Here is a 25,184-nt window from a genome sequence, read left to right as displayed (position 1 = left end):
TGTCGTATCGTGTCTGGCCTCGGGTATTGACCACCTACATGCCCTGAAGTCACATGTCGTCGACGGACCCATGCTCCACATCTCATCGCCGTTCAGCCTCGCCCGCGGAGCTCTAGAAAATCTGTCGATCGCGTACTGGATCCTGCATCCGGCCGCTCGGGCCGATCGAGTGCAGCACGCCCTTCGGTGGTGGGCGCAGAACTACCTGGATGCTGAGCGGGCTCTCCGTCCGGTGGGAGGTATCGAAGACGGCACGACAGAATCGGCTCTACTTCAGCTGAAGGAACTGGCACGACGGACCAATGGCGTCACCGCCGCCCTGATCCGCAAGGGCCACAGCAGTAGCGTGGCGGTGAAGTACACCAACCAGCACGCGGTAGAGGCCGAGCAGGTCCTCTTCCTCCTGGCAGCCGACAGTCGGCTGGTTTTCCGGCTGCGGAGCTGTGAGGATGGGCCTCACTATTTCGCGGGTGGGAGGTCGGTATGACTTCGGGACGGGTACTGGCACGGGTGGCCGTGCCAACGGCGGTGACCGCTGTGATGTCGACAGGGTTGGCGGTCGCGGTGAACTACGCGACCGGCGGGGATCATTCGCTGTGGATGTGGATAGCCGTTGCGGTGTTGACCGTCGGGGTGTTCGCCGCGTCGTTGTGGACACAATCGGCCCAGTACCCCACCACCGGCGGCGACCCGGCTGCTCGGGGAATCCTCCTACGGAAGATCAAGTCCCAGGGCGGGCTTCGCGCCGATGGGGTCCGCTCCACGGGCACCGCGGTCGAGGTCGACGGCGGGCATTTCGGTGGGGACATGGAGTTCAAGAACATCACCGGAGGCGATGCCTCACACCCATGAGCACCGGGCAACAGCCCACCACACCGCTCTACGATTTCGACCGAGTCCATGTCGAAGGCGATCTGCGAATCTCGCACCATCTCCACCTCGGCATAGTGCCGACCAGCGCGCCCCATGACGGGAGATCGCGCTATGTCTCGCAGGTACGCGAGTTCCTCGCCCCCGTCGACGGACTGCAAGACCGGAAACTCGAACTCGACGAACTGACCGGGTTCTGCCATGGCGAACAGCCCTACCTGTGGATCAAAGCGAAACCGTGGGCAGGGAAGTCCGCGCTGCTGACGTGGTTCATGCTGTTCCCACCATCGAAGGTGACGGTGATCGGGTTCTTCATCACCGACCGCCTCGCCGATCAGAACACCCACACCGCCTTCACCGCCGCAGTCCTGGACCAACTCGCCGTTCTGCTGCCGGATCAACAGCCACTGATCGCCGGCACGACACTCAATCGCGACGGCCTGCTCAGCGACCTACTCACTCTCGCGGCTGGCCGCGAAGCCGAGGCCGGTCGCCGGTTGGTGCTGGTCGTGGACGGACTCGACGAGGACACCGGCAAGCCGCCCATTGTGACCCTGCTACCGGCGCACCCGGACCCGAACCTTCGGGTCATCGTCGCCAGCCGCCACGGCCCCACACTGCCCATCCCCCACGGTCACCCCCTCACCAAGACCAAACCTCACCCACTCACCTCCTCACCATTCGCCGCCGACGTCCGCAACAAGGCCGTCGCCGAACTCGGTGCTCTGCTGCGAGGCCCCGACAAGCACCGTCACCTGCTCGCGCTGATCACCACCGCCAACGGCCTGACCGCCTCCGAACTCACCGACCTCACCGACATGGCACCGTTCGAAATTCACGAACTGCTGTACGCGGTCGCCGGACGAAGCCTGCGCACCCGCACGGGCTACTCCAGTCCCGACGACACAGGTGACCCCGTCTACGGGCTGGCGCATGAAACCCTGCAACGCACCGCCGAAACCGAACTCGGCACCACCTACATCAACAAATGCCTGGAACGGTTGCACGCCTGGGCCGATCGCTACCGCGACCTCGCCTGGCCCGACCACACCCCAGACTTCCTACTCCGCCGCTACTTTCCAATCCTCGACAAACACAACGAAATTTCGCGGATGGTGGACCTCGCTCTCGACGCTGGCCGTCACGACCGGATGCGCACGCGTGTGGGGAGCGACTGGATCGCCCTCAACGAGATCCGCCTTGTACAACAACATATCTATGAGCAACCCGACCCGGACCTGCTCAAAACCGCACGGTTGACGAACTATCGTGATCACCTACACAGCCGCAACGACAACATCCCTCATCAACTATTGATCGTCTGGGCTCGCCTGGGCAACCTCGAGCGCGCGGAAACCGTCGCCCGCAGCAACGCCAGTCCGCAGGCGCGGGTTCACCGACTGATCGACCTGGCAGTGACAGTGGCGGCGACCCATCCCGAGCGCACTGGTCGACTCATCGACGAAGCCACGGTCGCAGCTTCCGACATCTCCCAGACAAGCATGCAGGGCTTCACCCTCGCGTACGTGGCCGAGCAGGTCGCGAGGGTCGACTTCGATCGCGCAGAAGTCATCGCTCGTGATATCGCCGATCCTGTCCAGCGAGCCCAGGCGCTGACCTGGTTGGCGCACAGTGCAGCGGTGATCGAACCCGGCCGCGTTCTCCGCCTCGTCCGTGAAGCCGACGCTGCCTCGCATGCCATTCACGACCTTGATCAGCGAGACAGAGTGGCACATAGTTTGGCGGGCGTAACGAACCGCTTGGATCTCGACGAAGCGGAAGCCGTCGCTGACGGCATCACCGATCAATCGCTGAAGTTCGGTTCGCTCCTCAGACTCGCCCGTCTAGCTGCCGTCACCGACCCAGCCCGTGCCGTAGATCTCATCAATAAGGCGGAGGCGATTGCTCGCGGGCTCTCCGAAATGGAACACAGGGCCAACGAGATCATCCGTGTCGCTTCGGTGGTGGCGAGTATCGATCCAGATCGCTGCATGCGCATTGTCGATGATGCCGAAACTATCGCTCGCGGCCTACCGAAGAACGGGGACCAGGCTCGAGTACTCGCTCGATTGGCCGAGGTCGTGATCGAAATCGACTCCGACCGTGCTGAGCGGCTAGCGTTCGACGCGGAAACCATAGCCGCGCGCGAGGCTGAACCGGGCGTCACCGACTACGTCCTCGCTCGCATGGCCGCGCTACTCGTAGGTATCGATGCGGATCTCGCCGAGAACCTGGCACGTCATCTCACAGACCCGGAACAGCGCACCTACGCCCACATCCATGTGGCGATCGCGATAGCGACTGTCGACCCCGACCGCGCCGAAATGCTGACTCAAGACATTGCTGACCCGGTGCAACAAAACTATGCGCTTGTGCAGATGGCGATAGCGGCAGGCAGCGTCGACCTCGACCGCGCCGAGATTCTGGCACATCGAATCTCTGGACTCGAGGAGCAGGCGTATGTACTCGCCACACTTGCCGAACGAGCCGCCACGACCGATCCTCCTCACGCTGTTCGACTGACCGACGACGCAGAAGCTATCGCGCGTAACCTCCCCGAACCAGCACAACAAACCCACATTCTCGGCGTCGCAGCCAAAGCGATCGCCCGGATCGATCCCGACCGCGCAACTGGACTAGCCGCAGACGCGGAGAAGACCGCCCGCAGCATCACCGACCCTGCGCAGCAGGCCAACCCCCTCGCCCACCTCGCTAGAGCGGTAGCGAACTTCGATCCCGATCACGCCGAAACCATCGCCCGCACCATCACCGACCCGGCGCAGCGAGCCCATGTACTCGCTCACCTCGCTGACATAGCCGCCGACCAACATCCCGATCGCGCAGTGCATCTCGCACACGAAGCAGAATCCCTGGCCAACGACCTCCCCGAACCCCTGCACCACTACTCCACGCGAGCGGACGTGGCCAAAGCAATCGCACGAATCGATCCCGACCGCGCCGAGGCCATCGCCCGCAGCATCACCGATCTCGGACACCAGTCCGCAGCACTCGCACTGCTGGTCGACGCATGGGCACTGACCGCGCCCGATCGCGCCGAATCGATCGCCCGCAGCATCCACGACCCCATCCAGCAAGCAGACGCCCTCACACACCTCGCGCGAGCAGTCGCAAACACCAACTCCTCCCGCACCGGCATAGCCAAACACGCTGCGGCCGAGACGAGTTCACTGAACATCCCATCCACCACTACCGAACTCGCACCGAGACAGTCCTCCAAACGCCTACTCGCAATCGCGTTGTCAGTAGCACCAATGGAGCGTGCTCTGCCCGCCCTCCCTGTCGTCGCCCCGACCGTCCTGCACGCCCTCGCAACCGAGCTGATGGACAACCAGGGACCCCGACGGAGAGACCCACGGACAAGCAGACCAGACACCGTCCGGACCGAATCGAAGACCAAGTGACTTGAACCCTACAGGCAGCGTCATTGCGAAGATCTCCATTTCTACGGCTGGATTGATGTCCAGCCGCGCCGCCAAACACACCGGCGGGCTGCCCACCTACAGCGGGTATTCAGCCTGGACGACCAACCGGCCACCGGAAAACCGCAGTTCACCCGCGTTCCCATCTTCGATGTGCCCCGCCGAGGGCACGAACCTGCGACGTTCAACCGACGAGCCGGGAAGCGACAGACCGATGGGCCATACCCACAGGCGAAACGGTTGCGGCGGCCAGGAAGTTCGGACCGGAATTCTTGGCGTATTCTTGGTCGCAGCCCGCAGACTAAACAGGTCAGGCACGGTGATCGTGCCTGACCTGCTATTTATGCTCCCCCATCTGGACTCGAACCAGAAACCTGCCGATTAACAGTCGGCTGCTCTGCCAATTGAGCTATAGGGGACTATCCTCGACTCGCTCGGTACCGGGCGGGCCGAGGAGAAACTTTAGCGCATCGCTGGGCGAGGGCCCAAATCGCGTCTCTAGCTGCTGACTTGTCCGGGATTGCAGGGGTGTGTTCGTAGTGGGCAGCCGGATCGACAGGCGTGCGCGGCGTCGGGCAGGATGGTAGCCGCGAACAGGCAACGGGAGGAGCACATCGAGATGCTGCGGTTGATCATCGGCGTGGCGGCCGGTTACGTACTCGGCAGCAAGGCCGGACGGGCTCGCTACGAACAGATCAGTGCGGCTACCCGCGCGCTGACCGAGAGCCCGGTGACCCGCAAGCTCGTGCTCGTCGGCAGACAGAAATTGGCGGACAAGCTCAGCACCCGGCCGCGCCTGGAGCCGATGGAGCCGCTCGACGAGCGGACCACCATCATGGTGCCGCACGACCAGCTGCGCCGCTGAAGGGTAGTCACGGGGGCTGATCGAGCGGGTCGCGGTGGGCGTCGTCGTCGAACCGAACCAGCCTCACTTGGCCCATTGACAGTCCGGGCACAGACGGGCGACGACCTGGGACCGATCGGAATCGTGGTGAGCCCAGACCCGACCGAGTACGCCATATACGGCGGTGTGGGCGGCGCGCGAAGCCCTGCTCAGCCCGCTGAGCGGCTACGCCGGGCCCAATGTGCACTGCACTCCGACACCGGAACCGCACAACTGAACGCATCCTGTGCGAGGAACGACGCCGATGCGCCGAGAAACGCCGTGGGTGTCGATCGCGGGACGGATTTTGTGACCGCTACGCCCCGGTCGCGAAATCGCCGTGGCTGCCCATCGCCTGGGTGAGCAGGCTCTTGCGGTACTGCTCCAGGGCGACCAGATCGCCGAACAAAGCGAAGTACGCCTCCGGCTGTTCGGTCGAGGACACCCGCTGCAGCTTGGACTTCAGCTCGGCGATCTGCCTGCCGACCCAGGCCTCCTGCGTACGCGCCAGCACACCGGCGATGAAGCGCGGGATGTCGGCCTCGGACTTCACCGGCAGCGGCTCGTTGGCCAACTCGGACAGCATGGCCCGCACCGTGAGGTCGTCGGTGCGGTCCGCGACGGCGTTGACCCATTCGGCGCCGCCCAGCCCGGCTGCCGTGCCGCCCGCCCCGGCGATCAGCGTGCGGACGACCGTGTAGGCGGGGTGAGTGAAGGCCTCCGGTTCGAGCGCGTCGAAACCCGCCCCGGCCGTCCCCGGGTACTGTAGCGCGGCGGCCAGCACCTGCCGTTGCGGCAGCAGCGTGGGATCGTTCGGATTCGGCCGTGCCGCAGGATGTTCGGCGACCACCTCGCGCCGCGGCGGCGCGGTCGCGCGGCCCACTCCGGTCTGCCCTCCGCCGTTGCGATTCCGCTTGGCCTCCTCGCCGACTCGACGCACGACGGTCTGGATATCGTCCCAGCCGACCCAGCCCGCCAGCTTGGTGGCGTACGCCTTGCGCAGTGCGTTGTCCTTGATCTGCGCGACCACGGGCACCGCGCGGCGCAGTGCCTCCACCTGCCCTTCGGCGGTATCCAGGTCGTGGTCGGCGAGCAGACCGCGAACCACGAACTCGTACAAGGGGGTTCGGCGGGCTACCAGGTCGCGCACAGCGCCGTCGCCGGAGTGCTGGCGCAGTTCGCAGGGGTCCTGCCCGTCCGGCGCGATCGCGATGTAGGTCTGGCCCGCCAGCTTCTGGTCGCCCCCGAAAGCTTTCAGCGCCGCGGCCTGACCTGCCGCGTCACCGTCGAAAGTGTAGATGATCTCACCGCGCCAGAAATTGTCGTCCATCATCAGGCGGCGCAGCAGCGCGAGGTGTTCGTCACCGAAGGCGGTGCCGCACGAGGCGACAGCGGTTTTCACGCCGGCCAGGTGCATCGCCATCACGTCGGTGTAGCCCTCCACCACGACGGCCTGGTGTCCCTTGGCGATCTCCCGCTTGGCGTGATCGAGACCGAAAAGCACCTGAGACTTCTTGTACAGCAACGTTTCCGGGGTGTTGATGTACTTGCCGGGCATAGTGTCGTCTTCGAAGAGCTTGCGTGCGCCGAATCCGATGATGTCGCCACCGAGATTGCGGATCGGCCAGAGCAGGCGCCGGTGGAAGCGGTCCATCGGGCCGCGCTGGCCCTGCCGCGACAGCCCGGCGGCCTCCAGCTCCTTGAAATCGAAACCCTTGCGCAGCAGATGCTTGGTCAGCGTGTCCCACCCTGCGGGGGCGTAGCCGCAGCCGAACTGCTGAGCCGCGGCCGCGTCGAAATTGCGCTCGGTGAGATATTTGCGTGCCGCCTCGGCGCCCGGCTCACGCAACTGGGACAGGTAGAACTCGTGCGCGGCCGCGTTCGCCGCGACCAGGCGGGAGCGGGTGCCCCGGTCACGCTGCACCGAGGTCCCGCCACCCTCGTAGTTGATCTGGTAGCCGACCTGGTCGGCGAGTTGCTCGACCGCCTCGACGAAGCCGATGTGCTCGATCTTCTGCAGGAAGGCGAACACGTCGCCGCCCTCACCGCAGCCGAAGCAGTGGAACAGGCCGTGGTTGGGCCGCACGTGGAACGAGGGCGATTTCTCGTCGTGGAACGGGCACAAACCCTTCATGGAGTCCGCACCCGCGCGCTTCAGCGCGACGTACTCCCCCACCACATCTTCGATCCGGACGCGTTCGCGTATCGTCGCGATATCGCGATCAGGGAGTCGTCCGGCCACGGCAGTGAGTCTAGGCGAAGGCGGCGGCGACCCGCCCGGAGGCTGGTCAGGCCAGATCGGTTGGTGCAGGAAAGTGGATGTGCGCCGCTCCGCCCGGCCCAGGCCCGAATGCGAGGTGTCGGAATGAGCTTATTCCGGCCGCCTACGTGGTGGGATTCGACTCGGGGCAGGACCACCAGTTCGAAGAGTTGACGCGCTATACGTTCAACTGGGCGGCGACGCGCTCCAGGCGGCTCTCGGTGTAGGAGGCGATCTGGTCGACGATGACACGTATATGTGCGGTGTCGTCGGTGGCGGCGTCCCAGACGGGCAGCAGGAGCGGGTCGAGGCCGTGCGGCGCGGTGGCCACCAGCCGCTCGGCCACCGCGAGGATGCGTTCGCGCTGGGCGGCCTGCCGCAGCTTGTGCGCCGGATCAGACATGACGTACCGCAGCGCGACGGTCTTCAGCAGGGCCACCTCGGCGGCGACGATGCGCGGTATCTCCAACTCGGCGTCATAGCGGGAGAGCCGGCCTTGCCCCGCGACATCTCTGGTCGCCATGATCGCGGCGGTGGCGAAACGGCCGACGAGCTCGCTGGTCAGGCGCTTCAATGCGACCGAAGCGGTGAACGTGCCGTCGTACCCGGAGGCCGCCGCGACCACGGGCAGCTCCGAAAGTCGTTGCGCGGCGGCGGTCAGCTCGTCGGCCGACAGCGAGTGCTGGAATTGGCCGAGGGTCGCCAGCGCGTCCTGCTCGGCGGGGTCGGCGAGGGCGCGCAGATCGATGCGGCCTGCGAGCACACCGTCCTCGACGTCGTGCACCGAGTAGGCGACATCATCGGACCAGTCCATGATCTGGCATTCCAGGCTGCGCCGCCGATCGGGCGCACCCTTGCGTATCCACTCCAGACGCTCGGCGTCGACCTCGTACGCACCGAATTTGGTACCGGAACCCGTTCTACCCCAAGGATATTTGAGGGCCGCGTCCAACGAGGCGCGGGTGAGGTTCAGTCCGGCGCTGGTACCGTCGGCCGCGAGCACCTTGGGTTCGAGGCGGGTGAGGATGCGCAGGTTCTGCGCGTTGCCCTCGAATCCGCCGTACGCGTCGGCGAAGGTGTCCAGCGCTGTCTCGCCATTGTGGCCGTAGGGCGGGTGGCCGATGTCGTGGGCAAGGCCGGCCAGGTCGACCAGGTCGGGGTCGCAGCCGAGGCCGTCGGCGATGCTGCGGCCGATCTGGGCGACCTCGATGGAGTGGGTGAGCCGGGTGCGCGGGGTGTCCCCCTCGCGCGGACCCATGACCTGGGTTTTGTCGGCCAGCCTGCGCAACGCGGCCGAGTGCAGCACACGGGCGCGGTCGCGGGCGAACTCGGTGCGGTGGCCGGTTTCGAACTCACTGCGCGGCGGGCCGAGACCCGCGGTCTTGGCGCCTTCGACGACGATGCGTTCCCTGTCGTATTCGGTGTACCTGTCGCCCATCGGATCTCACTGTCCCGCTGTATAGGTGAAGTCCGCCGAGAAATGGGTGAGCTGGTACCACAGCAAAGCGCCGGTCTCCCTGGCGATTCCGTGCGCCTGCGATTCCCGGGTGTAGACGGCGGGGCCGGTTCTGGTCGGCGCCGTCCATGCGGCGAGGCCCTCGTCGCGCGCCATGGTCCGGGTGCGCAGCGAATGCCAGGGATCGCTGACCAGCACCGCGGAGGTCATGTCGCGCGCACGCATCGCCGTCGCGACCGCCTCGACGCTGCGCACGGTGTCCGAACCGGTTTCGACGGCGAGGATCTTGTCGCTGGGCACTCCGCGCGATTGCAGGTAGTTCTTCCCGGAAGCCGCCTCGGTGAATAAGTCGCCCTCCTGCTTGCCGCCGACGGTGATCACCCGCGGCGCGACACCGGCCCGGAACAGCTTGTATGCCTGATCGAGTCGCGCCTCGAACACGGTCGACGGGGTGCCGGAATACTGTGCGGCGCCGAGCACGACGATCGCGTCGGCCTTCGTGTAGTCGTCGATGCGCGCGACCTGCCATACGCGGAACGCGGTCCCGCCGACCAGCACCGTGCCCATCACCACCGAACCGACGACCAGTCGCCGGGCCCAGCGCAGCAACCGCGCGCCGAAGCCGAGTGGCCGGGCGAGGTCGGGAGCCGAACCAGCTCTGCTGCGCGTCGTTGGCGAGTTCACTCCCCAAGTCTGCCAGTAGGGGTGCCACTCCCGGCGAGTTCGGGCGCCCGGCGCGCGAGCCTCGGCGGAGAGCACCTCTGCGCGGAACCAACCAATCGTGCGAAGAGGCCCGAGCCGGCTGCGGGGTGCAGCCCCGAGGATTACCAGCCGCGGGCGCGCCAGTCGCCGAGGTTCGGGCGCTCGGTGCCGAGGGTTGTGTCGTCGCCGTGGCCTGGGTAGACGACCGTGTCATCCGGGTACCGGTCGAAGAGTTTCGTCGTCACGTCTCCGAGCAGCGAGTCGAAGTCTTCTGGTGCGGTGGTGCGACCAACGCCGCCGGGAAACAGGGAGTCGCCGGTGAACAAGTGAGTGCGACCGGCACCGTCGGTGAGGGCGAGAGCGACCGAGCCCGGGGTGTGTCCGCGCAGGTGGATGACCTCGAAGACCAAGTCGCCGATCGGGACGGTGTCGCCGTCGCCGAGGAGGCGATCGGGGCGGACAGGCAGCGGCTCGGCGTCCAGTGCGTGGGCGGCGGTCGGGGCGGCGGTGGCAGCCGTGATCTCCTTCAGCGCCGACCAGTGGTCACGGTGCTGGTGGGTGGTGACGATCAGCTGGACACGCCCAGGCGTTTCCTGCTCGACGAGGGCCGCGATGCGCTCCGCCTCGTTCGCGGCGTCGATGAGCACGGCGGCCCCGGTGTTCGCGCACTGCACCAGGTAGCAGTTGTTGTCCATGCCGCCGACGGACATCTTGACGATCCGCGCGCCGGGGACGTCGCGCTGCTGCGGATTCGAGTTCGGGGATATGTGGCCGGTATATGGGCGATCGATCGTGATCACGGATCGATGCTAACCAAGTAGATTCTTTCCATGTCATTGCCGCTGCTCAATGGCCTTGCCCGCTGGAAAGCCCGGCTGGCGATCGGCATCCTGCTGGCCGGCATCGCCTTGATCGGCGCTGCGACGGTCGCGGCCGAACCGCCACTGCGAATGGGGACCTACGTCGAGGACTCGGCCGAGGTGCTCGACCCGGGCCAGCTCGATCGGGTGCGCTCATCGGTGGATCAGCTCTATGCCGACCAGCAGGTGCGGCTGTGGGTGGTGTACGTGCCCGACTTCGACGGGCTCGCCCCGGAAACCTGGGCCCGGCGCACCGCCTCGATGTCCGGGTTCGGCGCGCGTGACCTGCTGCTCGCGGTCGCCACCGAGGACCGCGGCTACTGGGTCGAGGGACAGTTGCCGAGGGGGGTGAGCGATTCCGAACTCGACAGCCTCCTGACCCGCGAGGTCGAGCCCGCCCTGCGCGACGGGCGCTGGGCCGACGCCGGGGTCGCGACCGCCGACGGTCTGGACTCCGCCATGCGCGGAGGCGAGGTGAATATCGGCGCCGTACTGATCATCGGCCTGCCCATCGTCCTCGTGGTCGGCGGTGTGGTGCTCTACTCGCGCAAACGGCGCCGCGACCGGGCGACGGCCGACCTGGCGGCCGCGCGAGAATTGGACCCGGAGAACACGGCGGCGCTGGCGGCGCTGCCGCTGGAGGCCCTGCACGCGCGGTCGCGCGAGGTGCTGGTGGAGATCGACAACGCGGTCCGCACCAGCGGCGAGGAACTCGAGCTGGCCACCGGCGAGTTCGGCGGCACCGCGACCACTCCCTTCACCACCGCTCTCGAGCACGCGAAAGCCGCGTCCGCCAAAGCTTTTTCGATTCGGCAGCGGCTCGACGACGATCTCCCGGAGACGCGGGAGGAACAGCGCTCACTACTGGTCGACCTGATCGGCACCGTGGGTCGCGCCGATCACGAACTCGACGCGCAGGTCGCCGAATTCGACGCCATGCGTAATCTGCTGATCAACGCTGCAGACCGGTTGGACGCGCTCACCAGGGATCTTGTCGATCTCACCGGCCGCGTCCCCGCTTCGGAGGCGGAGCTGACCCGGCTCACCGCTGCTCATCCGGCCGGTGTCCTCGCGCCGATCCAGGACAACATCGCCATGGCGGGCGAGCGAATCACGTTCGCGGAGCGCAATATCGACGTGGGACGGTCCGCACTCACCCAACCGGTGGGCGAGCAGGGTGGCGCGGTGGCGGCGATCCGGTCCGCCGAGGCCGCGATCGGCCAAGCCCGCACCCTGCTCGACTCCGTCGACAACGCGGCGACCACAATCCAGCAGGCCCGCGACGGATTGCCCGGCGTGCTGGACGAGCTGCGCCGCGACATCGCCTCCGCCACCGAGCTTTCCGCTTTCGGCGGGCCTGCACTGGCCACGGCCGTCGGTGCCGCGCAATCCAGCATGGACAAGGCGACCGCCGCCGCGGACTCCGATCCGCTGGACGCCTTCCACGACGCGGTCACCGCCGACAGCGACCTGGACCGTGCCCTCGCCGCGGCCACCGACCGCAAACTGGCCGCCGAGGACCTGCGGCGCAGGCTCGACCGAGCACTGACCGACGCCGGTGCCCGGGTCGACGCGGCCTCCAACTACGTCACCACCCGGCGCGGCGGCGTGGACGCCGAGGCTCGCACCCGGCTGTCGGAGGCGCAACGCAACCTCGACGAGGCACAGCGGCTGCGCGCGAGCGACCCGGCGCAGGCGCTCACGCACGCGCAGGCGGCGGCAACCCTGGGCGGGCGCGCGATGCAGGCCGCGCAGGCGAGCGTGCGCGCCTGGGAGAGCAGCCGGACGCCATCCGGCGGCGCCCAGGCCGGGGCGGTACTCGGCGGCATCCTGATCGAAGGGCTGCTGCGCGGCGCGGCGAGCGGCGGGCGGCGCTCCGGGTCCGGCGGCTGGAGTGCGGGCTCCTACGGCGGCTCGACCGGTTCCCGGCGGATCAGCCGCGGCGGAAGGTTCTGATTACTTCGCCATCAGACACAAACCGCCGACAGCGCGGTCAACTCCGCACGGACCGCCGCGAGCAGACCGTCGGCGTGCGCGCCACCGCCGAGCAGGCCGACGGTCAGCTCGCGGGCGAATGTGTAGACCAGGAAGGTGACGGTGGCGGAGGCGCCTGCCGACGGTCGGGGGTGGGCGGAGAGATAGACGATCTCGTAGTCGGTCAGTTCGATCGCGACCGGTGTGCGAAACGCGGGAACGACGCCGGTGTTGGTCACCGCGATGTGCCCGGCCAGGGAGTGAGTTCTGGTCGTACCGTAGAAATCCGGAAAGTGCAGAACAGACTGGTGCACAACGCCTGAGGACAGATCGTGGGCCAGTCGGCCCGAAATGCGCTGAGCCAGTTCGACGAGACTCCCCGCGGGATCGACCTCAGCCGCGAACGAGGCCATCCCGGCCATATTCGTCCCCGCCGCCGCGGCGACGGGCGGATCGAACCGCGAACGCAGGTCCACCGGATATAGACAGCCCAATGGCGATGCACCGCAGACGGTTTCGCTCGCGTACGCCCGCAACAATGCGGCGGTGACGAGCCCGTTCACCGGCACTCCCGACTTGCGTCCGAGCGCGACGATCCGCGCGGTGGTGTCCGGATCCAGGCACGCGCGCAGCGGACGCGCAAGCGTGCTCGGCGCGGGTTCCTCGCAGGCGGCGGGCACAACCTCGACCTCAGGGGGAAGCGGCTCGGTCACGTCTTCGAATCCGGTCGCAACGGACCTGGCGATCCCATGCGCTTCGACGTACCACTCCAACGGCTTCGGATAGTCCTGTGGCACAACAGTTATGGACGCACGATCGATGATGCCGGTGTAGAAGTCCCATAGTCGGGACAACAGTCCGACGCAGTGCCCCGCGTCGGCGATGCTGTGGTGTGTGAACAGGGTGACGCGCCAGCGATCCGCGCCCGAGCCGACGACATCCAGGTAGGCCAACTGCGCAGCGGGATCCACCACGGGGAGGTCGACGGTTTGCACGTCACCCTGGCGCACCGACGCAGGGGTCCACGCCCGCTCGTCCGGAGCGAGCAGATATCCCTGTCCCGCAGTGTCTTCCATGATTCGGCAGGCCACTATCGGATACGCGCGCCGCACAATGTCGAACGCCTCCCGCAGCGCCGCGGGGTCGAGCGCTCCTTGTACCGACACCGACCGCCCCGTGTACGTGCCGTGCCGTACGAACCGCTGCTCCGACGGCGCCAACGTCCGCAGCACATCATCCTCATCCCGCAACACATCGCAAGCGTGCGGCAACTCCGGCACGGGCGCAAACCGGCCGCCCCGGCGGATGCGGAAGACTGCCGGTATGAGTCTCGTGGCACATCTGGAGGACATCGGCCGACCCCTGATCGAGGAACAGCTCACCCATCCCACGGTGGCCGGAATCGCCCAAGGCACGCTGCCCGAGCCGATCTTCCGGTCCTGGCTGGAACAGGACTATCTGTTCCTGCTCGACTACGTCCGGGTGTTCGCCCGCCTCGCCTGGCAGGCGCCTGCGGCCCACCTCGGCGACCTGGTCGACCTCGCGCACGCCACCTACCACGAGGAGTTGTCGCTGCACCGCTCGCTGGCCGCCGAGTTCGGCGCCGACCTCGACGGCGCGACCAAAGGCGCGCCGTGCGCGGCGTATACGGCGTTCCTGCTCGAGTCGGCCGCCTCGTACAGCGAGGGCCTTGCCGCCCTCTATCCGTGCATGTGGGGGTACTCCGCGCTCGGAGCGCTGCTCGCGCGGAACCCGCCCGACGAGCCGCGCTATCGCCGCTGGGTCGACACCTATGCCGATCCCGGCTTCGCCGAGCTAACCCGGCGCTGCGCGCAGATGATCGACGAGGCGGGCACCGACCCGGCGCGCGCGGAAGAACTGTTCAGGGAAGGCATGCGCCACGAACTCGCATTCTGGGACGTGCCACGCTGAGTCGCGTTCCACGGACGGACCCGGGCGCATCTCGCGCCCGGATCTCGTGTCCATCGGGTTGGCGACCAAGCATTGTCAGGGATGCAGCACGATCTTGCCGCGAGTGTGGCGTTGCTCGAGTTCGCGATATGCGTCCTGCACCTTTTCCAGCGGATAGACCGCCGCGATCGGGACCTCGATGTCGCCCGCGGCGACCTGATCGGCCAGCTCGGCGAGGACGTCGATAGTGGCGGCGTCCGCGTTGCCCTCGCCTTTGACGCCGTACTTCTCAACAGCGGCGAAGTTGATGATGGTGTCGATGCGCTCCACCGGGACACCGAGTTCGACAGCGATGTCCACATAGTCGGCGCCGTAGGTGTCGATGAACGCGTCCAGCCCGTCCGGTGCCGCGGCGCGTAGTGCGTCGATCAGATTGTCACCGTATGCGATCGGGGTCGCGCCGACCGAGCGCAGCCACTCGTGATTGGCCTCGCTCGCGATGCCGATGACCTCGGCGCCCCTGGCGCGCAACAACTGCACCGTGATCGAACCGACTCCCCCGGCCGCACCAGAGACCGCGACCGTGTCGCCCGCCCCGGCCGCCACAGCGCGCACGGCAGCGAAAGCCGTTGTGCCGACGACGAACAATGCTCCGGCGACGTCCCAGCCCAGATTCGCGGGCTTGGGCGTCACCTGATCGGCGGGCACCACCACATGGGTGGCGTGGCCGGCACGATTCTCGGTGAATCCGAGCACCTCGTCACCGACCTGAAGACCGCCGACGCCGTCCCCGACTGCCACGATCCGGCCGGCGAAATCGGTGCCCTGCCCCGACGGAAACGTCGTGGGCCAACGTTCGTGCAGCGCACCGGTCCGGATCATCGCCTCACCCGGATTGATGCCCGCCGCGACGACCTCGACGACCACCTGCCCCGGCCCCGCCTTCGGGGTGGGCACCTCGAGAACCTTCAATTCGTCGATCCCGCCGTAGCGGTCGAACTGCACTGCTCTCGCCATGCGTAGCTCCTCACGTTCGGCGATCTCCGGTATGTCGAGCCTCAACGGTACGGTCCGACCGGATATTTCCGACGCGACCGACGCCGTGGATTTACGCTGACAGCGTGGGTCAGGAACATGTGCGGGCGTCCGACGCCGATCGCGAGAAGATCGTCGACCAATTGCGTCACGCGATGAACGAGGGCAGGTTGTCGCTACCCGAATTCGATGAACGGCTGCAGCAGGTGTATGCCGCCAAGACCTATGGCGAGCTGGCTCCGCTGTTGTCCGATCTGCCCGCGCAGCGGGATTCTCGACCGGCACCGGCCAAAGGCATTGTTCCGCAGTGGGTGATGATCATGTGGACGCCGTGGGTCTTCGTCAACATTCTCTGCGTCGCGATCTACCTGGCCACCGGCGCGGGCTATTTCTGGCCGTTCTGGGTCGCGGCGCCGTGGGGCCTCGCGCTGCTCATTCCGACCACGATCGGAATCTCGACGCGCAAGAACAGTTCCTGCAACAACGGTTCCTGATCGAGAAACGCCCCGTGACCGGTGTTCGGCCACGGGGCGTCGTCGGAGTGGGTCAGGCGCCGATCAGGTGCTGGGCCAGGTAGCCCTCGACCTTGTCCAACGCGATGCGCTCCTGAGTCATCGAGTCCCGCTCGCGGATGGTCACCGCCTGGTCCTCCAGCGTCTCGAAGTCGACGGTGATGCAGAACGGCGTGCCGATCTCGTCTTGGCGGCGGTAGCGGCGGCCGATGGCGCCCGCGTCGTCGAACTCGACGTTCCAATTCTTGCGCAGCTGCGCGGCGAGGTCTTTCGCTTTCGGCGTCAGATCGGCGTTGCGCGAAAGCGGAAGCACCGCCGCCTTCACCGGGGCGAGGCGACGATCCAGCCGCAGCACCGTGCGGGTGTCCACGCCGCCCTTGGCGTTGGGCGCCTCGTCCTCGGCGTACGCGTCGACCAGGAACGCCATCAGCGAGCGGGTCAGGCCGGCCGCGGGCTCGATGACGTAAGGGACGTACCGCTCGTTGGTGGTCTGGTCGAAGAAGCTCAACTCGGTGCCGGAGTGCTCGGCGTGCGTCTTCAGGTCGAAGTCGGTGCGGTTGGCGACACCCTCCAGCTCACCCCACTCATTGCCCTGGAAGCCGAAGCGGTACTCGATGTCGGTGGTGCCCGCCGAGTAGTGCGAAAGCTTGTCCTTCGGGTGCACGAAGAGCCGCAGGTTCTCGGGGCTGATGCCGAGGTCGGTGTACCAGGAGAACCGGGCGTCGATCCAGTACTTGTGCCACTGCTCGTCCTCGCCCGGCTTGACGAAGTACTCCATCTCCATCTGCTCGAACTCGCGGGTGCGGAAGATGAAGTTGCCCGGGGTGATCTCGTTGCGGAAGCTCTTGCCGATCTGCGCGATACCGAACGGCGGCTTCTTGCGCGCGGTGGTCATCACATTCGCGAAGTTGACGAAGATGCCCTGTGCGGTCTCGGGGCGCAGGTAGTGCAAACCCTCCTCGGACTCGATCGGGCCCAGGTAGGTCTTGAGCATCATGTTGAAGTCACGCGGCTCGGTCCAGCGGCCGACGGTGCCGCAGTTCGGGCACGCGACGAGTTCCATCGAGACCGTGTCCGGGTCGTCGATCTTGTTCTTGAGCGCGTACGCCTCCTGCAGGTGGTCCTGCCGGAAGCGGTGGTGACAGTTCAGGCATTCGACCAGCGGGTCGTTGAACACGCCGACGTGGCCGGAGGCGACCCACACCTGGCGCGGCAGGATCACCGACGAGTCGAGGCCGACGACGTCCTCGCGGCTGGTGACCATCGCGCGCCACCACTGCTTCTTGATGTTCTCCTTGAGTTCGACACCCAGCGGACCGTAGTCCCATGCCGACTTGGTGCCTCCGTAGATCTCACCGCACGGGTACACCAGACCCCGGCGCTTGGCGAGGTTGGCAACGGTGTCCACCTTCGACTTGGGTGCCACTCGAGAATTCTCCATCCACTTGCGAGTCGGATTAATTCAGTTGAATGTGTTGTATTCGATCGAATGCCACACATCAACCAGGTCGGCTCCAGCCTATAGACCCGGCCCAACCGAGTTTCCACCGCACAGCCAACCCCTGAAACACAGGCCGACCGACGCGCCTGTTTGACATGCGCACCCGTGCATATCAAGATGGTAATGCTTTCCATTAAGGAGTTGGGTGACATGACCGCCGAGACCGCCGCTGCGCCGCCGCACAATCCCTACCGATCGCCCGGCCCCGCGCCGGTTCCCGCGCGAACCGTACTGGAGGACGCGGGTGAGTTGTTACGGGCGCTAGCCGCGCCGGTGCGCATCGCCATCGTGCTGCAGTTACGCGAGTCGCCACGGTGCGTGCACGAACTGGTCGACGCGCTCGGCGTGACCCAACCCCTGGTCAGTCAGCATCTGCGTATCCTCAAGTCCGCGGGCGTCGTGCACGGTGAGCGTTCCGGTCGTGAGGTGCTCTACGAACTGGTCGACGACCACTTGGCGCACATCGTTGTCGACGCCGTCGCGCACGCCGAGGAAGGATGATTCGTGCCAGACAATACGGCCGCTCCACAGAAACCGGTCGGTATCCGCAGCACCAGGCAGCGCAGCGCCATCGCCGCGCTGCTCGGTGACATCGACGAGTTCCGCTCCGCCCAGGAGCTACACGACGAGTTGCGCAAACGTGGCGAAGGCATCGGCCTCACCACGGTCTATCGGACGCTGCAGTCGCTGGCCGACGCGGGCATGGTGGACGTGCTGCGCACCGATTCCGGCGAATCCGTCTACCGCCAGTGCTCGAATGGCCACCATCACCACCTGGTCTGCAGACGCTGCGGCCGCACCGTCGAGGTCGAGGGTCCGACGGTCGAGACGTGGGCTGAGGCGATCGCGAGCGAGCACGGCTTCACCGAGATCAGCCACACCCTCGAGGTGTTCGGCACCTGCACGGCTTGTGTGTCGGCGGGCCACCGAGGGATGTAATCGGCCGGCCGCGCCAACGACCCCCGCCGACAGCGGGGAGCCGGGAGCTGAAGATCTTCCGGCTCCCGGCTGGCCTTCTCGGACCACGCTCGCGAGGACGAGAATGGCTTCGACCCATCATCGGCGGCACCCCAATCGCCGCACGCAAGAGCGAGCCGACGCCACACGGCGGGTCGCGCGCGGGCGGCGGGTATCGGCCATTTTCCGCACTGCCTCGCATTGATCGAGCCGCCCTCGGCTACGAGCACGGCCCTTCCATGACCGATCTCAACCCACGGGAACCGTGTTCCGCACCGAAGTCGGCTCCGGCACGGCACGACCGCGCAGCGCGGCGACGCCGAGCAGCACGAGCGCGGCAGCGGCCCAGATCAGCAGCACCGCGAACGGACCAGCCGCGGCGGCTCCGTCGAAGAACGCGACCGAACGCAGCAACGAGGCCGCCGCGCCCGGGGGCAGCAGCTGGCCGACGACGCCCCACGGCTGCGGCAACAGCTCCGGAGCCGAAGTCGCCGCCGAGAATGGGTTGCCGACCAGCAGCATGGTGAGCGCGGCGACGCCGATTCCCGCGCGGCCGATCACGGCAGCGAGTCCGACGACCGCGCCCGCGACCGCGAACGAGACCAGTCCGGCCACGGAGGCGAGCACGAGGTAGGAACCGGGCACCACCGACATCCAGCCCTGGATGATCGCCATGCTCAGCAGCCCGCCCGCGACGCTGAAGGTCGCCAACCCGATCACCTGGCCGCCGACCGCGGGGATCAGCAGCGCGAACAGTACGCCCGCCGCGATGCCGGACATCACCAGCGGCAGCACCATGGCGCCGAACGCGGTTCCCCGCGGATCGTCCGAGTCGGCGGCCACCACGTCCTCCACCCTCGCGGCCGGAGCGCCGGAGAGCTGCTGGCCGATCTGGGTGAGCTGCTGTGCGACAGCCGGACTCGCACCGGAAGCGACCAGCACGCGGGGCGGCCCGTCGCCGGTGACGATCGCACCGTAGACCTCCCGGTTCGCGATCGCGGCGCGGGCGGCGACCTCGTCGGCCGGAGTGGAGATGTCGAAGGCATCCGGACTGTGCTCGGCGAGCCTGTCGGAGATCATCCCGGCCTGCGGGCCGGTGACGGCCAGCGGTAGGTCACGCGGGGCGATATTGGCGGCGGGCCAGGCGAACGCGATCAGCAGCAGCGCTTGGAGCAGGACGGCGCCGAGACCGAGGGCGAGCGCACGCTGCATGGTGTTCATGACGTCTCCCCAAAATCGAATGATCGTTCGTTTTCGATGGCTTTACGGTGGCATGCGGTGCCGAGGTTGTCAAGAACGGACATTCGTTTTACTTTGGAACCATGCCCCGAGTCAGCGAAGAACACCTGGAACGCCGCAGGCAGCAGATCCTCGACGCCGCCCGGCTGTGCTTTGCCCGCAAGGGGTTTTACGAGACCTCGATGCAGGACGTGTTCACGGAATCGGGACTTTCGGCCGGTGCGGTCTACCGGTACTTCAAGAGCAAGGACGAGCTGATCACCGCGCTGGCCACCCAGACAACCGTGCACCTGCGTGTGGTGATGGACGAAGCGATCCGCCACGACCCGCTGCCGACGCCCGCCGAACTGATCACGACGATCGCCGAAGAGGTCGTGCGCCAGAGCGGTCCCGACGGGCCGGTGCGGCTGGCGCCGCAGGCCTGGGCGCTGGCCCTGGTCCATCCCGAGGCCGGCGAGATGGTCCGGACGACGATGTTGGCGATGCGCGCGCTGTGGGTCACCTATGCCGAGCGCATGTGTGCGCAGGGCTGGCTACCCGATGACGCCGACACCGATGCCGTCGCCAAGGCGATCATCGGACTGCTGCCGGGCTTCATCCTCCAGCACCTCATCCTCGGCGATACCGCCCCGGAGACACTGGCGCGGGGCGTGCGGACGTTGCTCCCTTTCGGCGAAACCCCCCATACGGGCAAAAGTCGGCTGAGACGAACGAATTCCCCTACCGCGCAATGATCACAGCCAGCCGAGTCGCTCCGCGGCGCGCACCGCCTCGGCCCGCGTGCTCGTTCCGGTCTTGCCGATCGCCGACGAAAGATGGTTGCGTACCGTACCTTCCGACAGGTGCAGCTGCTTGGCAATGACACTCGCGGGCGCGCCGTCCGCCGCCGCGGCAAGCACCTCGCGCTCCCGCGCGGTCAACGGTGATGTGCCCGCCAAGGCATGACAGATGTCATGTCCTCAGGGCAGCAGACCGTGCCTGGCCCGGCCCGCGTTCGACAGGACGAGCAGCAACATCGTGGTCAGCGCCTGGTCGTCCAGCCCGGCAGCAGGGAAGGTGTACCGGAGGATGACGTCGGCGAGGTTGCCGCGACCGATCACGGTGAGCGAGCCGAACTGCAACGCGTTATTACGCTCGGCGACCCGCTTGTGCAGCTGGGATTTGAGCGGCCGGTCCCAGGCCAGCACGCAGGTCAGGGTCAGCACGTCCAGGCCCGGCGCGAGATTCACCGCGCGCAGCGAACACAGGGCGCCCTCGTATTCGAATCCGAGCGACCCTTCGGGATCGACACGCACGTCGATGTCATAGTGCGACAGGCAGGCCCCGGCCCGTGCCTGCAGCTCCCGGTCCGGAGTCACCACTGCGTCCATGTCCGTCCCGCCGTTCACTTGGTGCCGCCGAAGCGACGGTCACGCGAAGCGTACTGGAGACATGCCTCCCACAGGTTGCGCCGGTCGAATTCGGGAAACAGCGTGTCCTGGTAGACATATTCGGCGTAGGCCGACTGCCAGATCAGGAAGTTGGAACTGCGGAACTCACCCGACGGACGCAGGAACAGATCCACGTCGGGCATTTCTGGCTCGTCCAGGTACTTCGCCACCGTAGCCTCGGTGATCTTCTCCGGATCGATCTCGCCCGCCGCCACGCGGCGCCCGATCTCCCTTGCCGCATCGGCGATTTCGGCCCGGCCACCGTAGTTGACACACATGGTGAGAGTCATCACCGTGTTGTCCTCGGTGAGCTGCTCGGCGATCTCCAATTCTTTGATCACGCTGCGCCACAGGCGCGGGCGGCGTCCGGCCCAGCGCACCCGCACGCCCATCTCGTTCATCTCGTCGCGGCGGCGGCGGATCACGTCGCGGTTGAAGCCCATGAGGAAACGCACCTCCTCGGGGCTGCGCCGCCAGTTCTCAGTGGAGAAGGCGTAGGCCGACAGCCACTTCACCCCGATCTCGATGCAGCCCTCCACGGTGTCCATCAGCACTGCCTCGCCGCGTTCGTGGCCGGCGGTGCGCGGCAGCCCGCGCTCCTCGGCCCACCGCCCGTTGCCGTCCATCACCAGCGCGACATGATTCGGCACCAGCTCCGGCGGCAGCTGCGGCGGACGAGCTCCCGACGGATGCGGCGAAGGCGGACGGACGGCGCCTGCGGTGTTCGGCCTGGTCGCGGTGGAAGAGTCTCGACGGAGGATCACGGGCTCCATCCTGCCTGATCGGCCGAGCACCCTGTACTGGCGAGTTGCTTCCTGATGAATTCCGGGGTCTCTTCTGGCAAAAGTGACCTATTCTTTTCCATACTGTGATGCTGGGGAGGGGTTTCTCGCACGTGATCGATCTACCAAGCACCGGAACCGCAGCAGGTTTTCGCGCAACTCGCGAGTTACTCGGACTGTCTGTCCCTTGGTGCGCGCGGTTCTTCGAGGTCGCCGAGCGCACCGTCGAACGGTGGGAGAAGGGCGCCTTCCAGATCCCCGACGCCGTGGCCCGCGAGCTCGCCTCGATCGCGGACGAGACCGAGCAGGTGGTCGAGGCCATGGTCGACGCCATCGACACCGGAGAGATCTCCCCACGCTTGCACACCTACCGAACCAACGACGATTACTGCAAGCACGAGCCCGACACCCGCTACCCGGCCACCTGGCACCGTGCGGTGTGCGCCCGCGTCATGGTCGAGCTACCCCAGGTAGAGCTGCAATTCGTGGAGTAGTGGCCGCAGACCGCTCGATCAGCGGCAAAGTGCGCAACTGACGCTCCAGATGCCACTGCAGATGCGCCGCGACCAGGCCGCTGGCCTGTCTGCGCACCGTGTCCGGCACCGTCTCGACGTACTCCCACTCGCCGCGCAGCAGAGCGATCAGCAGATCGAGCACCTCGGGGGCGGGCGTCGCCGCGCCCGGCGGACGGCAGTGCACGCACACCGCACCCCCGGCCGCGACATGGAAGGCCCGATGCGGCCCCGGCGTCGCGCACTTGGCGCATTCGTCCAGCGCGGGCGCCCAGCCCGCGAAACCCATGGCGCGCAACAGGAACGCGTCCAGGATCAGTTCGTGCGGGCGATGCTTGGCCGCGATCGCGCGCAACGCGCTCGCGGTCAGCGCGTGCAGCCGGGGCGCGGGCGCGTGCTCCTCGCCCGCCAGACGTTCAGCGGTTTCCAGCACGGCGCACGCGGTGGTATAGCGCCCATAATCGTCGATGATGTCGGCGGCGAACGCCTCCATCGTGTGCACCTGGGTGACCGTGTCGAGCGTGCGTCCCGGGTAGAGCTGCACGTCGATGTAGGAGAACGGCTCCAGCCGGGCCCCGAACCTCGACTTGGTTCGCCGCACCCCCTTCGCGACCGCCCGCACGAGACCGTGCTGCCGGGTGAGCAGCGTGACGATGCGATCCGCCTCGCCGAGTTTGTGCTGGCGCACCACCACAGCCTCATCCCGATACAAACGCACGGAGTGAGTCTAATTGCTGTGCTTGTTTGGCCGCGGCTGCGCCGCGGCGTGTTCGCGGCCCCTTGATGGCTCGCGTCCGAGCGACCGCCGCTGGCGACTTCGTCGCGGACGCGGCGGCCGCTCGGACGCGAGCCGGGCCGCGAACGGGCAATGCTCGGTCTCGCTCCGCTCGGAAACGGTGGTCAGGCCGATGTGGTCGCGTCGGCGCCTAGCCGCAGGACCAGGGTGTTCGGCCGCAGGGCCAAGGTGTTCGCCGCTCGCTGGAAGCTGACGGACGGGCGGACCTCCACCGCCGCTGGCGACTTCGTCGCGGACGCGGCGGCCGGTCGGACGCGAGCCGGGTCGCGAACGGCGCTCGATAGCGCCATGCGCAACGGATGGTTGGAACGGGTGATCACTAGCGCCGCACTGTCCGCCGTCGGTGGCGCAGCCGCACGTCGGCACCCGGATATGCGCTGCGGTGTAGCTCCTCCATTCGGGCTGCCCGAAGCCGGATGTCAGCGTCGGCGCCTCAACGCCGATCACGAGGCCGACAGCTATCGGTCAGGTCATCGATTCGATGCACTGGCGCACGCCTATCACGCTCGAGCCGATTCAACTGCCGGTGCGCACAAGGCCGGAGATCAGCAGCAGCACCGATTGCTGGGTCTGCGCACGAGCCGCGTCCGGATCGGCGGCGTGTGCGACGATCAAGGCGGCCTCGCTGATCACGCTGATGACCAGCTGGGCGAGTACCGGGATCGGGGCGTCGGCGATCAGCCCGGCGTCGCGGGCGCGGTCGAGCTGCCTGGTGATCAGGCCGAGGCCGTGGGCCGACTCGAACTCGCGCCACGCCTGCCAGCCGAGCACTGTGGGGGCGTCGGTGAGGGCGATCCGCAACATTGCGGGCCGCTGGCAGATCTCCAGGAAAACACCGAGCCCCACGGCCATGCCGGCCATCACATCGTCGGGATCGACCGAGGTGATGGCCTTTTCGATCTCCTCGGTGGTCTCAACCTCGATTTGCTCGAGTACCGCCAGGAACAGTCCACGCTTGTCGCCGTAGTGGTGGTGCAGCGCGCCGCGGGTGACCCCCGCCTCGGTGACCAGCTCTTCGGCGGAGGTCCCCGCGAAGCCGCGCTCGGTGAACAGGCGGCGGCCGGCCTGTTCGAGCGCGGCCCTGGTGACACGGGAGCGGTCTTCCTGGCTACGGCGTGGCATGCAGCCGAGTGAACTCCAGGATCGATTCGGTGAGCAACTCGGGCTGGTCTTCCGGCAGGAAGGTGTAGGAGTCGTCGATGAGCTTCAGCGTCGCGTTCGGCAGGTCGCCGGCCAGACGTTCGGCGAACGAGAGCGGGAAGATGCGGTCCTCCCGTGCCCAGGCCAGCAGCACGGGAATGTCGATGTCGGCGAAGTGGCTCGCGGCTGCCAGCGTGTAGCCGCGATGCGCGGACCGAAGGAAGCGGCGCAGATCTTTTCGGATCGCGGCCGAGTTCCGGCTCGGCAGCAGATAGGAGTCCGCGATCTCGGGTGGCACCGGCCGCTTGGTGACCAAGCCGAAGGCCAGCGGCAGACGGTGTAGCGCCCGGATGCGCATCGCCTCGGTCAGCGGGCGCATCGATCCGGGGATCTTCGCCAGCAGCGGGAGCACCGTGAACGGCTGCGGCAGGAAGCCCTCATAGCTGTCGACCGACGCGAGCACGACGCGGCCGATCCTGGACCGGTCACGGGTGAGCAGCACCTGCGTGATCGCGCCGCCGGTGTCGTTGGCGACCAGGGTCACGTCGGTGAGGTCGAGGCGCTCGAGGAACGCGGCGATCAAGTCGGCGACGCCGATCGGGGTCAGTTCCGCGTCGGGGACCGGAATCTCATGTGCGCCGAGCGGCCAATCCGGCGCTATGCAGCGGTAGCCCGCGGCGGCGATCGCGGGGACCACCTTGCGCCAGAGGTCCGCATTGACGAGCAGGCCGTGCACGAAGACGACCGGAGCGCCCTCCCCGGTCTCGTGGTAGCGGATGCGGCCGCCCGCCAAGTCCACCTCATGGGTGCGGCCGAGTGATGTGCTGGTTGCCATGGTTCCTCCCAGTCGTCGCAGTTCCGGTCCACTGTTACATACATACCGTATGTATGTCTAGATAAGCGCTCCTACCCAGGGCGGATATT

The 25,184-nt window shown here is 67.1% G+C and carries 24 protein-coding genes, 1 tRNA gene and 1 pseudogene; 11 read left to right on the top strand and 15 right to left on the bottom strand.

Annotated features, from left to right (window positions below; translation table 11 throughout):
* Positions 1–70 precede the first annotated feature (70 nt).
* Genes OHB12_RS32985 through OHB12_RS32975 form a run of 3 tightly spaced genes read left to right on the top strand, consistent with a single transcriptional unit; the run spans position 71 to position 4,292 of the window.
* Positions 71–487: a hypothetical protein gene (locus tag OHB12_RS32985; protein ID WP_327113962.1), complete on the top strand. Its 417-nt coding sequence runs from the start codon at positions 71–73 to the stop codon at positions 485–487.
* Positions 484–852, top strand: a complete 369-nt coding sequence (locus tag OHB12_RS32980) for a hypothetical protein (RefSeq protein ID WP_327113960.1) — start codon at positions 484–486, stop codon at positions 850–852. The genes OHB12_RS32985 and OHB12_RS32980 overlap by 4 nt, the downstream gene beginning before the upstream one ends.
* Positions 849–4,292 (top strand): hypothetical protein, encoded by a 3,444-nt coding sequence (locus OHB12_RS32975; protein WP_327113958.1) that lies wholly within the window; start codon positions 849–851, stop codon positions 4,290–4,292. Before OHB12_RS32980 ends, OHB12_RS32975 begins: the two co-directional genes overlap by 4 nt.
* 364 nt (positions 4,293–4,656) lie before the next feature.
* Here the strand turns inward: OHB12_RS32975 and OHB12_RS32970 are convergent.
* A tRNA-Asn gene (locus OHB12_RS32970) sits at positions 4,657–4,729 on the bottom strand.
* Positions 4,730–4,929: 200 nt separating this feature from the next.
* On the opposite strand from OHB12_RS32970, the gene OHB12_RS32965 reads away from it, so the two are divergent.
* A complete protein-coding gene (locus tag OHB12_RS32965) occupies positions 4,930–5,175 on the top strand; it encodes a hypothetical protein (RefSeq protein WP_327113956.1) in 246 nt (81 codons plus the stop codon).
* A 334-nt stretch (positions 5,176–5,509) separates the two neighbouring features.
* On the opposite strand, the gene dnaG is transcribed toward OHB12_RS32965, so the two are convergent.
* The 4 genes from dnaG to OHB12_RS32945 form a co-directional block, all read right to left on the bottom strand.
* Entirely contained in the window at positions 5,510–7,435 is a 1,926-nt protein-coding gene (gene dnaG / locus OHB12_RS32960) for a DNA primase (protein WP_327113954.1), read from the bottom strand.
* Between the two features lie 196 nt (positions 7,436–7,631).
* Positions 7,632–8,891, bottom strand: a complete 1,260-nt coding sequence (locus OHB12_RS32955) for a deoxyguanosinetriphosphate triphosphohydrolase (RefSeq protein ID WP_327113952.1) — start codon at positions 8,889–8,891, stop codon at positions 7,632–7,634.
* 6 nt (positions 8,892–8,897) lie between these two features.
* Complete coding sequence (locus OHB12_RS32950; protein WP_442799902.1) at positions 8,898–9,593, bottom strand: YdcF family protein; 696 nt, start codon at positions 9,591–9,593, stop codon at positions 8,898–8,900.
* Between the two features lie 140 nt (positions 9,594–9,733).
* Positions 9,734–10,411 (bottom strand): MBL fold metallo-hydrolase, encoded by a 678-nt coding sequence (locus tag OHB12_RS32945; protein WP_327113950.1) that lies wholly within the window; start codon positions 10,409–10,411, stop codon positions 9,734–9,736.
* 30 nt (positions 10,412–10,441) lie between these two features.
* On the opposite strand from OHB12_RS32945, the gene OHB12_RS32940 reads away from it, so the two are divergent.
* The gene (locus tag OHB12_RS32940; protein ID WP_327113948.1) at positions 10,442–12,427 is read left to right on the top strand and encodes a TPM domain-containing protein; all 1,986 of its coding nucleotides are present in this window, start codon (positions 10,442–10,444) and stop codon (positions 12,425–12,427) included.
* A gap of 11 nt (positions 12,428–12,438) precedes the next feature.
* On the opposite strand, the gene OHB12_RS32935 is transcribed toward OHB12_RS32940, so the two are convergent.
* Positions 12,439–13,698: a phthiocerol/phthiodiolone dimycocerosyl transferase family protein gene (locus OHB12_RS32935; protein ID WP_327113946.1), complete on the bottom strand. Its 1,260-nt coding sequence runs from the start codon at positions 13,696–13,698 to the stop codon at positions 12,439–12,441.
* A 70-nt stretch (positions 13,699–13,768) separates the two neighbouring features.
* Here OHB12_RS32935 and OHB12_RS32930 point away from each other — a divergent pair, with 70 nt between their 5' ends.
* Positions 13,769–14,377 carry a TenA family protein gene (locus OHB12_RS32930; RefSeq protein WP_327113944.1) on the top strand — a complete coding sequence of 203 codons (609 nt, stop codon included), beginning with the start codon at positions 13,769–13,771 and terminating at the stop codon, positions 14,375–14,377.
* 75 nt (positions 14,378–14,452) lie between these two features.
* Here OHB12_RS32930 and OHB12_RS32925 read toward each other — a convergent pair whose 3' ends face one another.
* A complete protein-coding gene (locus OHB12_RS32925) occupies positions 14,453–15,373 on the bottom strand; it encodes an NADP-dependent oxidoreductase (RefSeq protein WP_327113942.1) in 921 nt (306 codons plus the stop codon).
* Positions 15,374–15,477: 104 nt separating this feature from the next.
* Between OHB12_RS32925 and OHB12_RS32920 the strand changes: the two genes are divergently transcribed.
* Positions 15,478–15,885, top strand: a complete 408-nt coding sequence (locus OHB12_RS32920) for a DUF1707 domain-containing protein (RefSeq protein ID WP_327113940.1) — start codon at positions 15,478–15,480, stop codon at positions 15,883–15,885.
* Positions 15,886–15,937: 52 nt separating this feature from the next.
* Here OHB12_RS32920 and OHB12_RS32915 read toward each other — a convergent pair whose 3' ends face one another.
* Positions 15,938–17,329, bottom strand: coding sequence for a glycine--tRNA ligase (locus OHB12_RS32915; protein ID WP_327113938.1), 1,392 nt, complete (start codon positions 17,327–17,329; stop codon positions 15,938–15,940).
* Positions 17,330–17,554: 225 nt separating this feature from the next.
* On the opposite strand from OHB12_RS32915, the gene OHB12_RS32910 reads away from it, so the two are divergent.
* A complete protein-coding gene (locus tag OHB12_RS32910; protein ID WP_327113936.1) occupies positions 17,555–17,905 on the top strand; it encodes an ArsR/SmtB family transcription factor in 351 nt (116 codons plus the stop codon).
* Positions 17,906–17,908: 3 nt separating this feature from the next.
* Positions 17,909–18,343, top strand: coding sequence for a Fur family transcriptional regulator (locus tag OHB12_RS32905; protein ID WP_327113934.1), 435 nt, complete (start codon positions 17,909–17,911; stop codon positions 18,341–18,343).
* 267 nt (positions 18,344–18,610) lie between these two features.
* On the opposite strand, the gene OHB12_RS32900 is transcribed toward OHB12_RS32905, so the two are convergent.
* Complete coding sequence (locus OHB12_RS32900; RefSeq protein WP_327113932.1) at positions 18,611–19,582, bottom strand: hypothetical protein; 972 nt, start codon at positions 19,580–19,582, stop codon at positions 18,611–18,613.
* 101 nt (positions 19,583–19,683) lie between these two features.
* On the opposite strand from OHB12_RS32900, the gene OHB12_RS32895 reads away from it, so the two are divergent.
* Positions 19,684–20,334, top strand: a complete 651-nt coding sequence (locus OHB12_RS32895; RefSeq protein WP_327113930.1) for a TetR/AcrR family transcriptional regulator — start codon at positions 19,684–19,686, stop codon at positions 20,332–20,334.
* Here the strand turns inward: OHB12_RS32895 and OHB12_RS32890 are convergent.
* The 3 genes and pseudogenes from OHB12_RS32890 to OHB12_RS32880 all read right to left on the bottom strand — a co-directional run.
* Positions 20,335–20,535: pseudogene (locus OHB12_RS32890) on the bottom strand (LuxR C-terminal-related transcriptional regulator); the annotation flags it as partial.
* Positions 20,536–20,559: 24 nt separating this feature from the next.
* Positions 20,560–20,970: a YbjN domain-containing protein gene (locus OHB12_RS32885; protein WP_327121696.1), complete on the bottom strand. Its 411-nt coding sequence runs from the start codon at positions 20,968–20,970 to the stop codon at positions 20,560–20,562.
* 14 nt (positions 20,971–20,984) lie between these two features.
* A complete protein-coding gene (locus OHB12_RS32880) occupies positions 20,985–21,803 on the bottom strand; it encodes an isoprenyl transferase (RefSeq protein ID WP_327113927.1) in 819 nt (272 codons plus the stop codon).
* A 122-nt stretch (positions 21,804–21,925) separates the two neighbouring features.
* Here OHB12_RS32880 and OHB12_RS32875 point away from each other — a divergent pair, with 122 nt between their 5' ends.
* On the top strand, positions 21,926–22,306 hold the full coding sequence (locus OHB12_RS32875) for an Aca2/YdiL-like domain-containing protein (RefSeq protein ID WP_327113925.1): 381 nt from the start codon (positions 21,926–21,928) through the stop codon (positions 22,304–22,306).
* On the opposite strand, the gene recO is transcribed toward OHB12_RS32875, so the two are convergent.
* The 3 genes from recO to OHB12_RS32860 all read right to left on the bottom strand — a co-directional run bounded on the left by recO (position 22,263) and on the right by OHB12_RS32860 (position 25,095).
* Complete coding sequence (recO, locus tag OHB12_RS32870; RefSeq protein WP_327113923.1) at positions 22,263–23,042, bottom strand: DNA repair protein RecO; 780 nt, start codon at positions 23,040–23,042, stop codon at positions 22,263–22,265. The genes OHB12_RS32875 and recO overlap by 44 nt on opposite strands.
* A gap of 594 nt (positions 23,043–23,636) precedes the next feature.
* Positions 23,637–24,242, bottom strand: coding sequence for a TetR/AcrR family transcriptional regulator (locus OHB12_RS32865; RefSeq protein ID WP_327113921.1), 606 nt, complete (start codon positions 24,240–24,242; stop codon positions 23,637–23,639).
* Positions 24,229–25,095, bottom strand: coding sequence for an alpha/beta fold hydrolase (locus OHB12_RS32860; protein ID WP_327113919.1), 867 nt, complete (start codon positions 25,093–25,095; stop codon positions 24,229–24,231). Before OHB12_RS32860 ends, OHB12_RS32865 begins: the two co-directional genes overlap by 14 nt.
* Positions 25,096–25,184: the final 89 nt, after the last annotated feature.

Origin of the sequence: Nocardia sp. NBC_01730 (assembly GCF_035920445.1) — a bacterium.
GTDB lineage: Bacteria > Actinomycetota > Actinomycetes > Mycobacteriales > Mycobacteriaceae > Nocardia.
The sequence above is the reverse complement of the archived record's forward strand: the minus strand, read 5'-3'. Positions and strand labels throughout refer to the sequence as shown.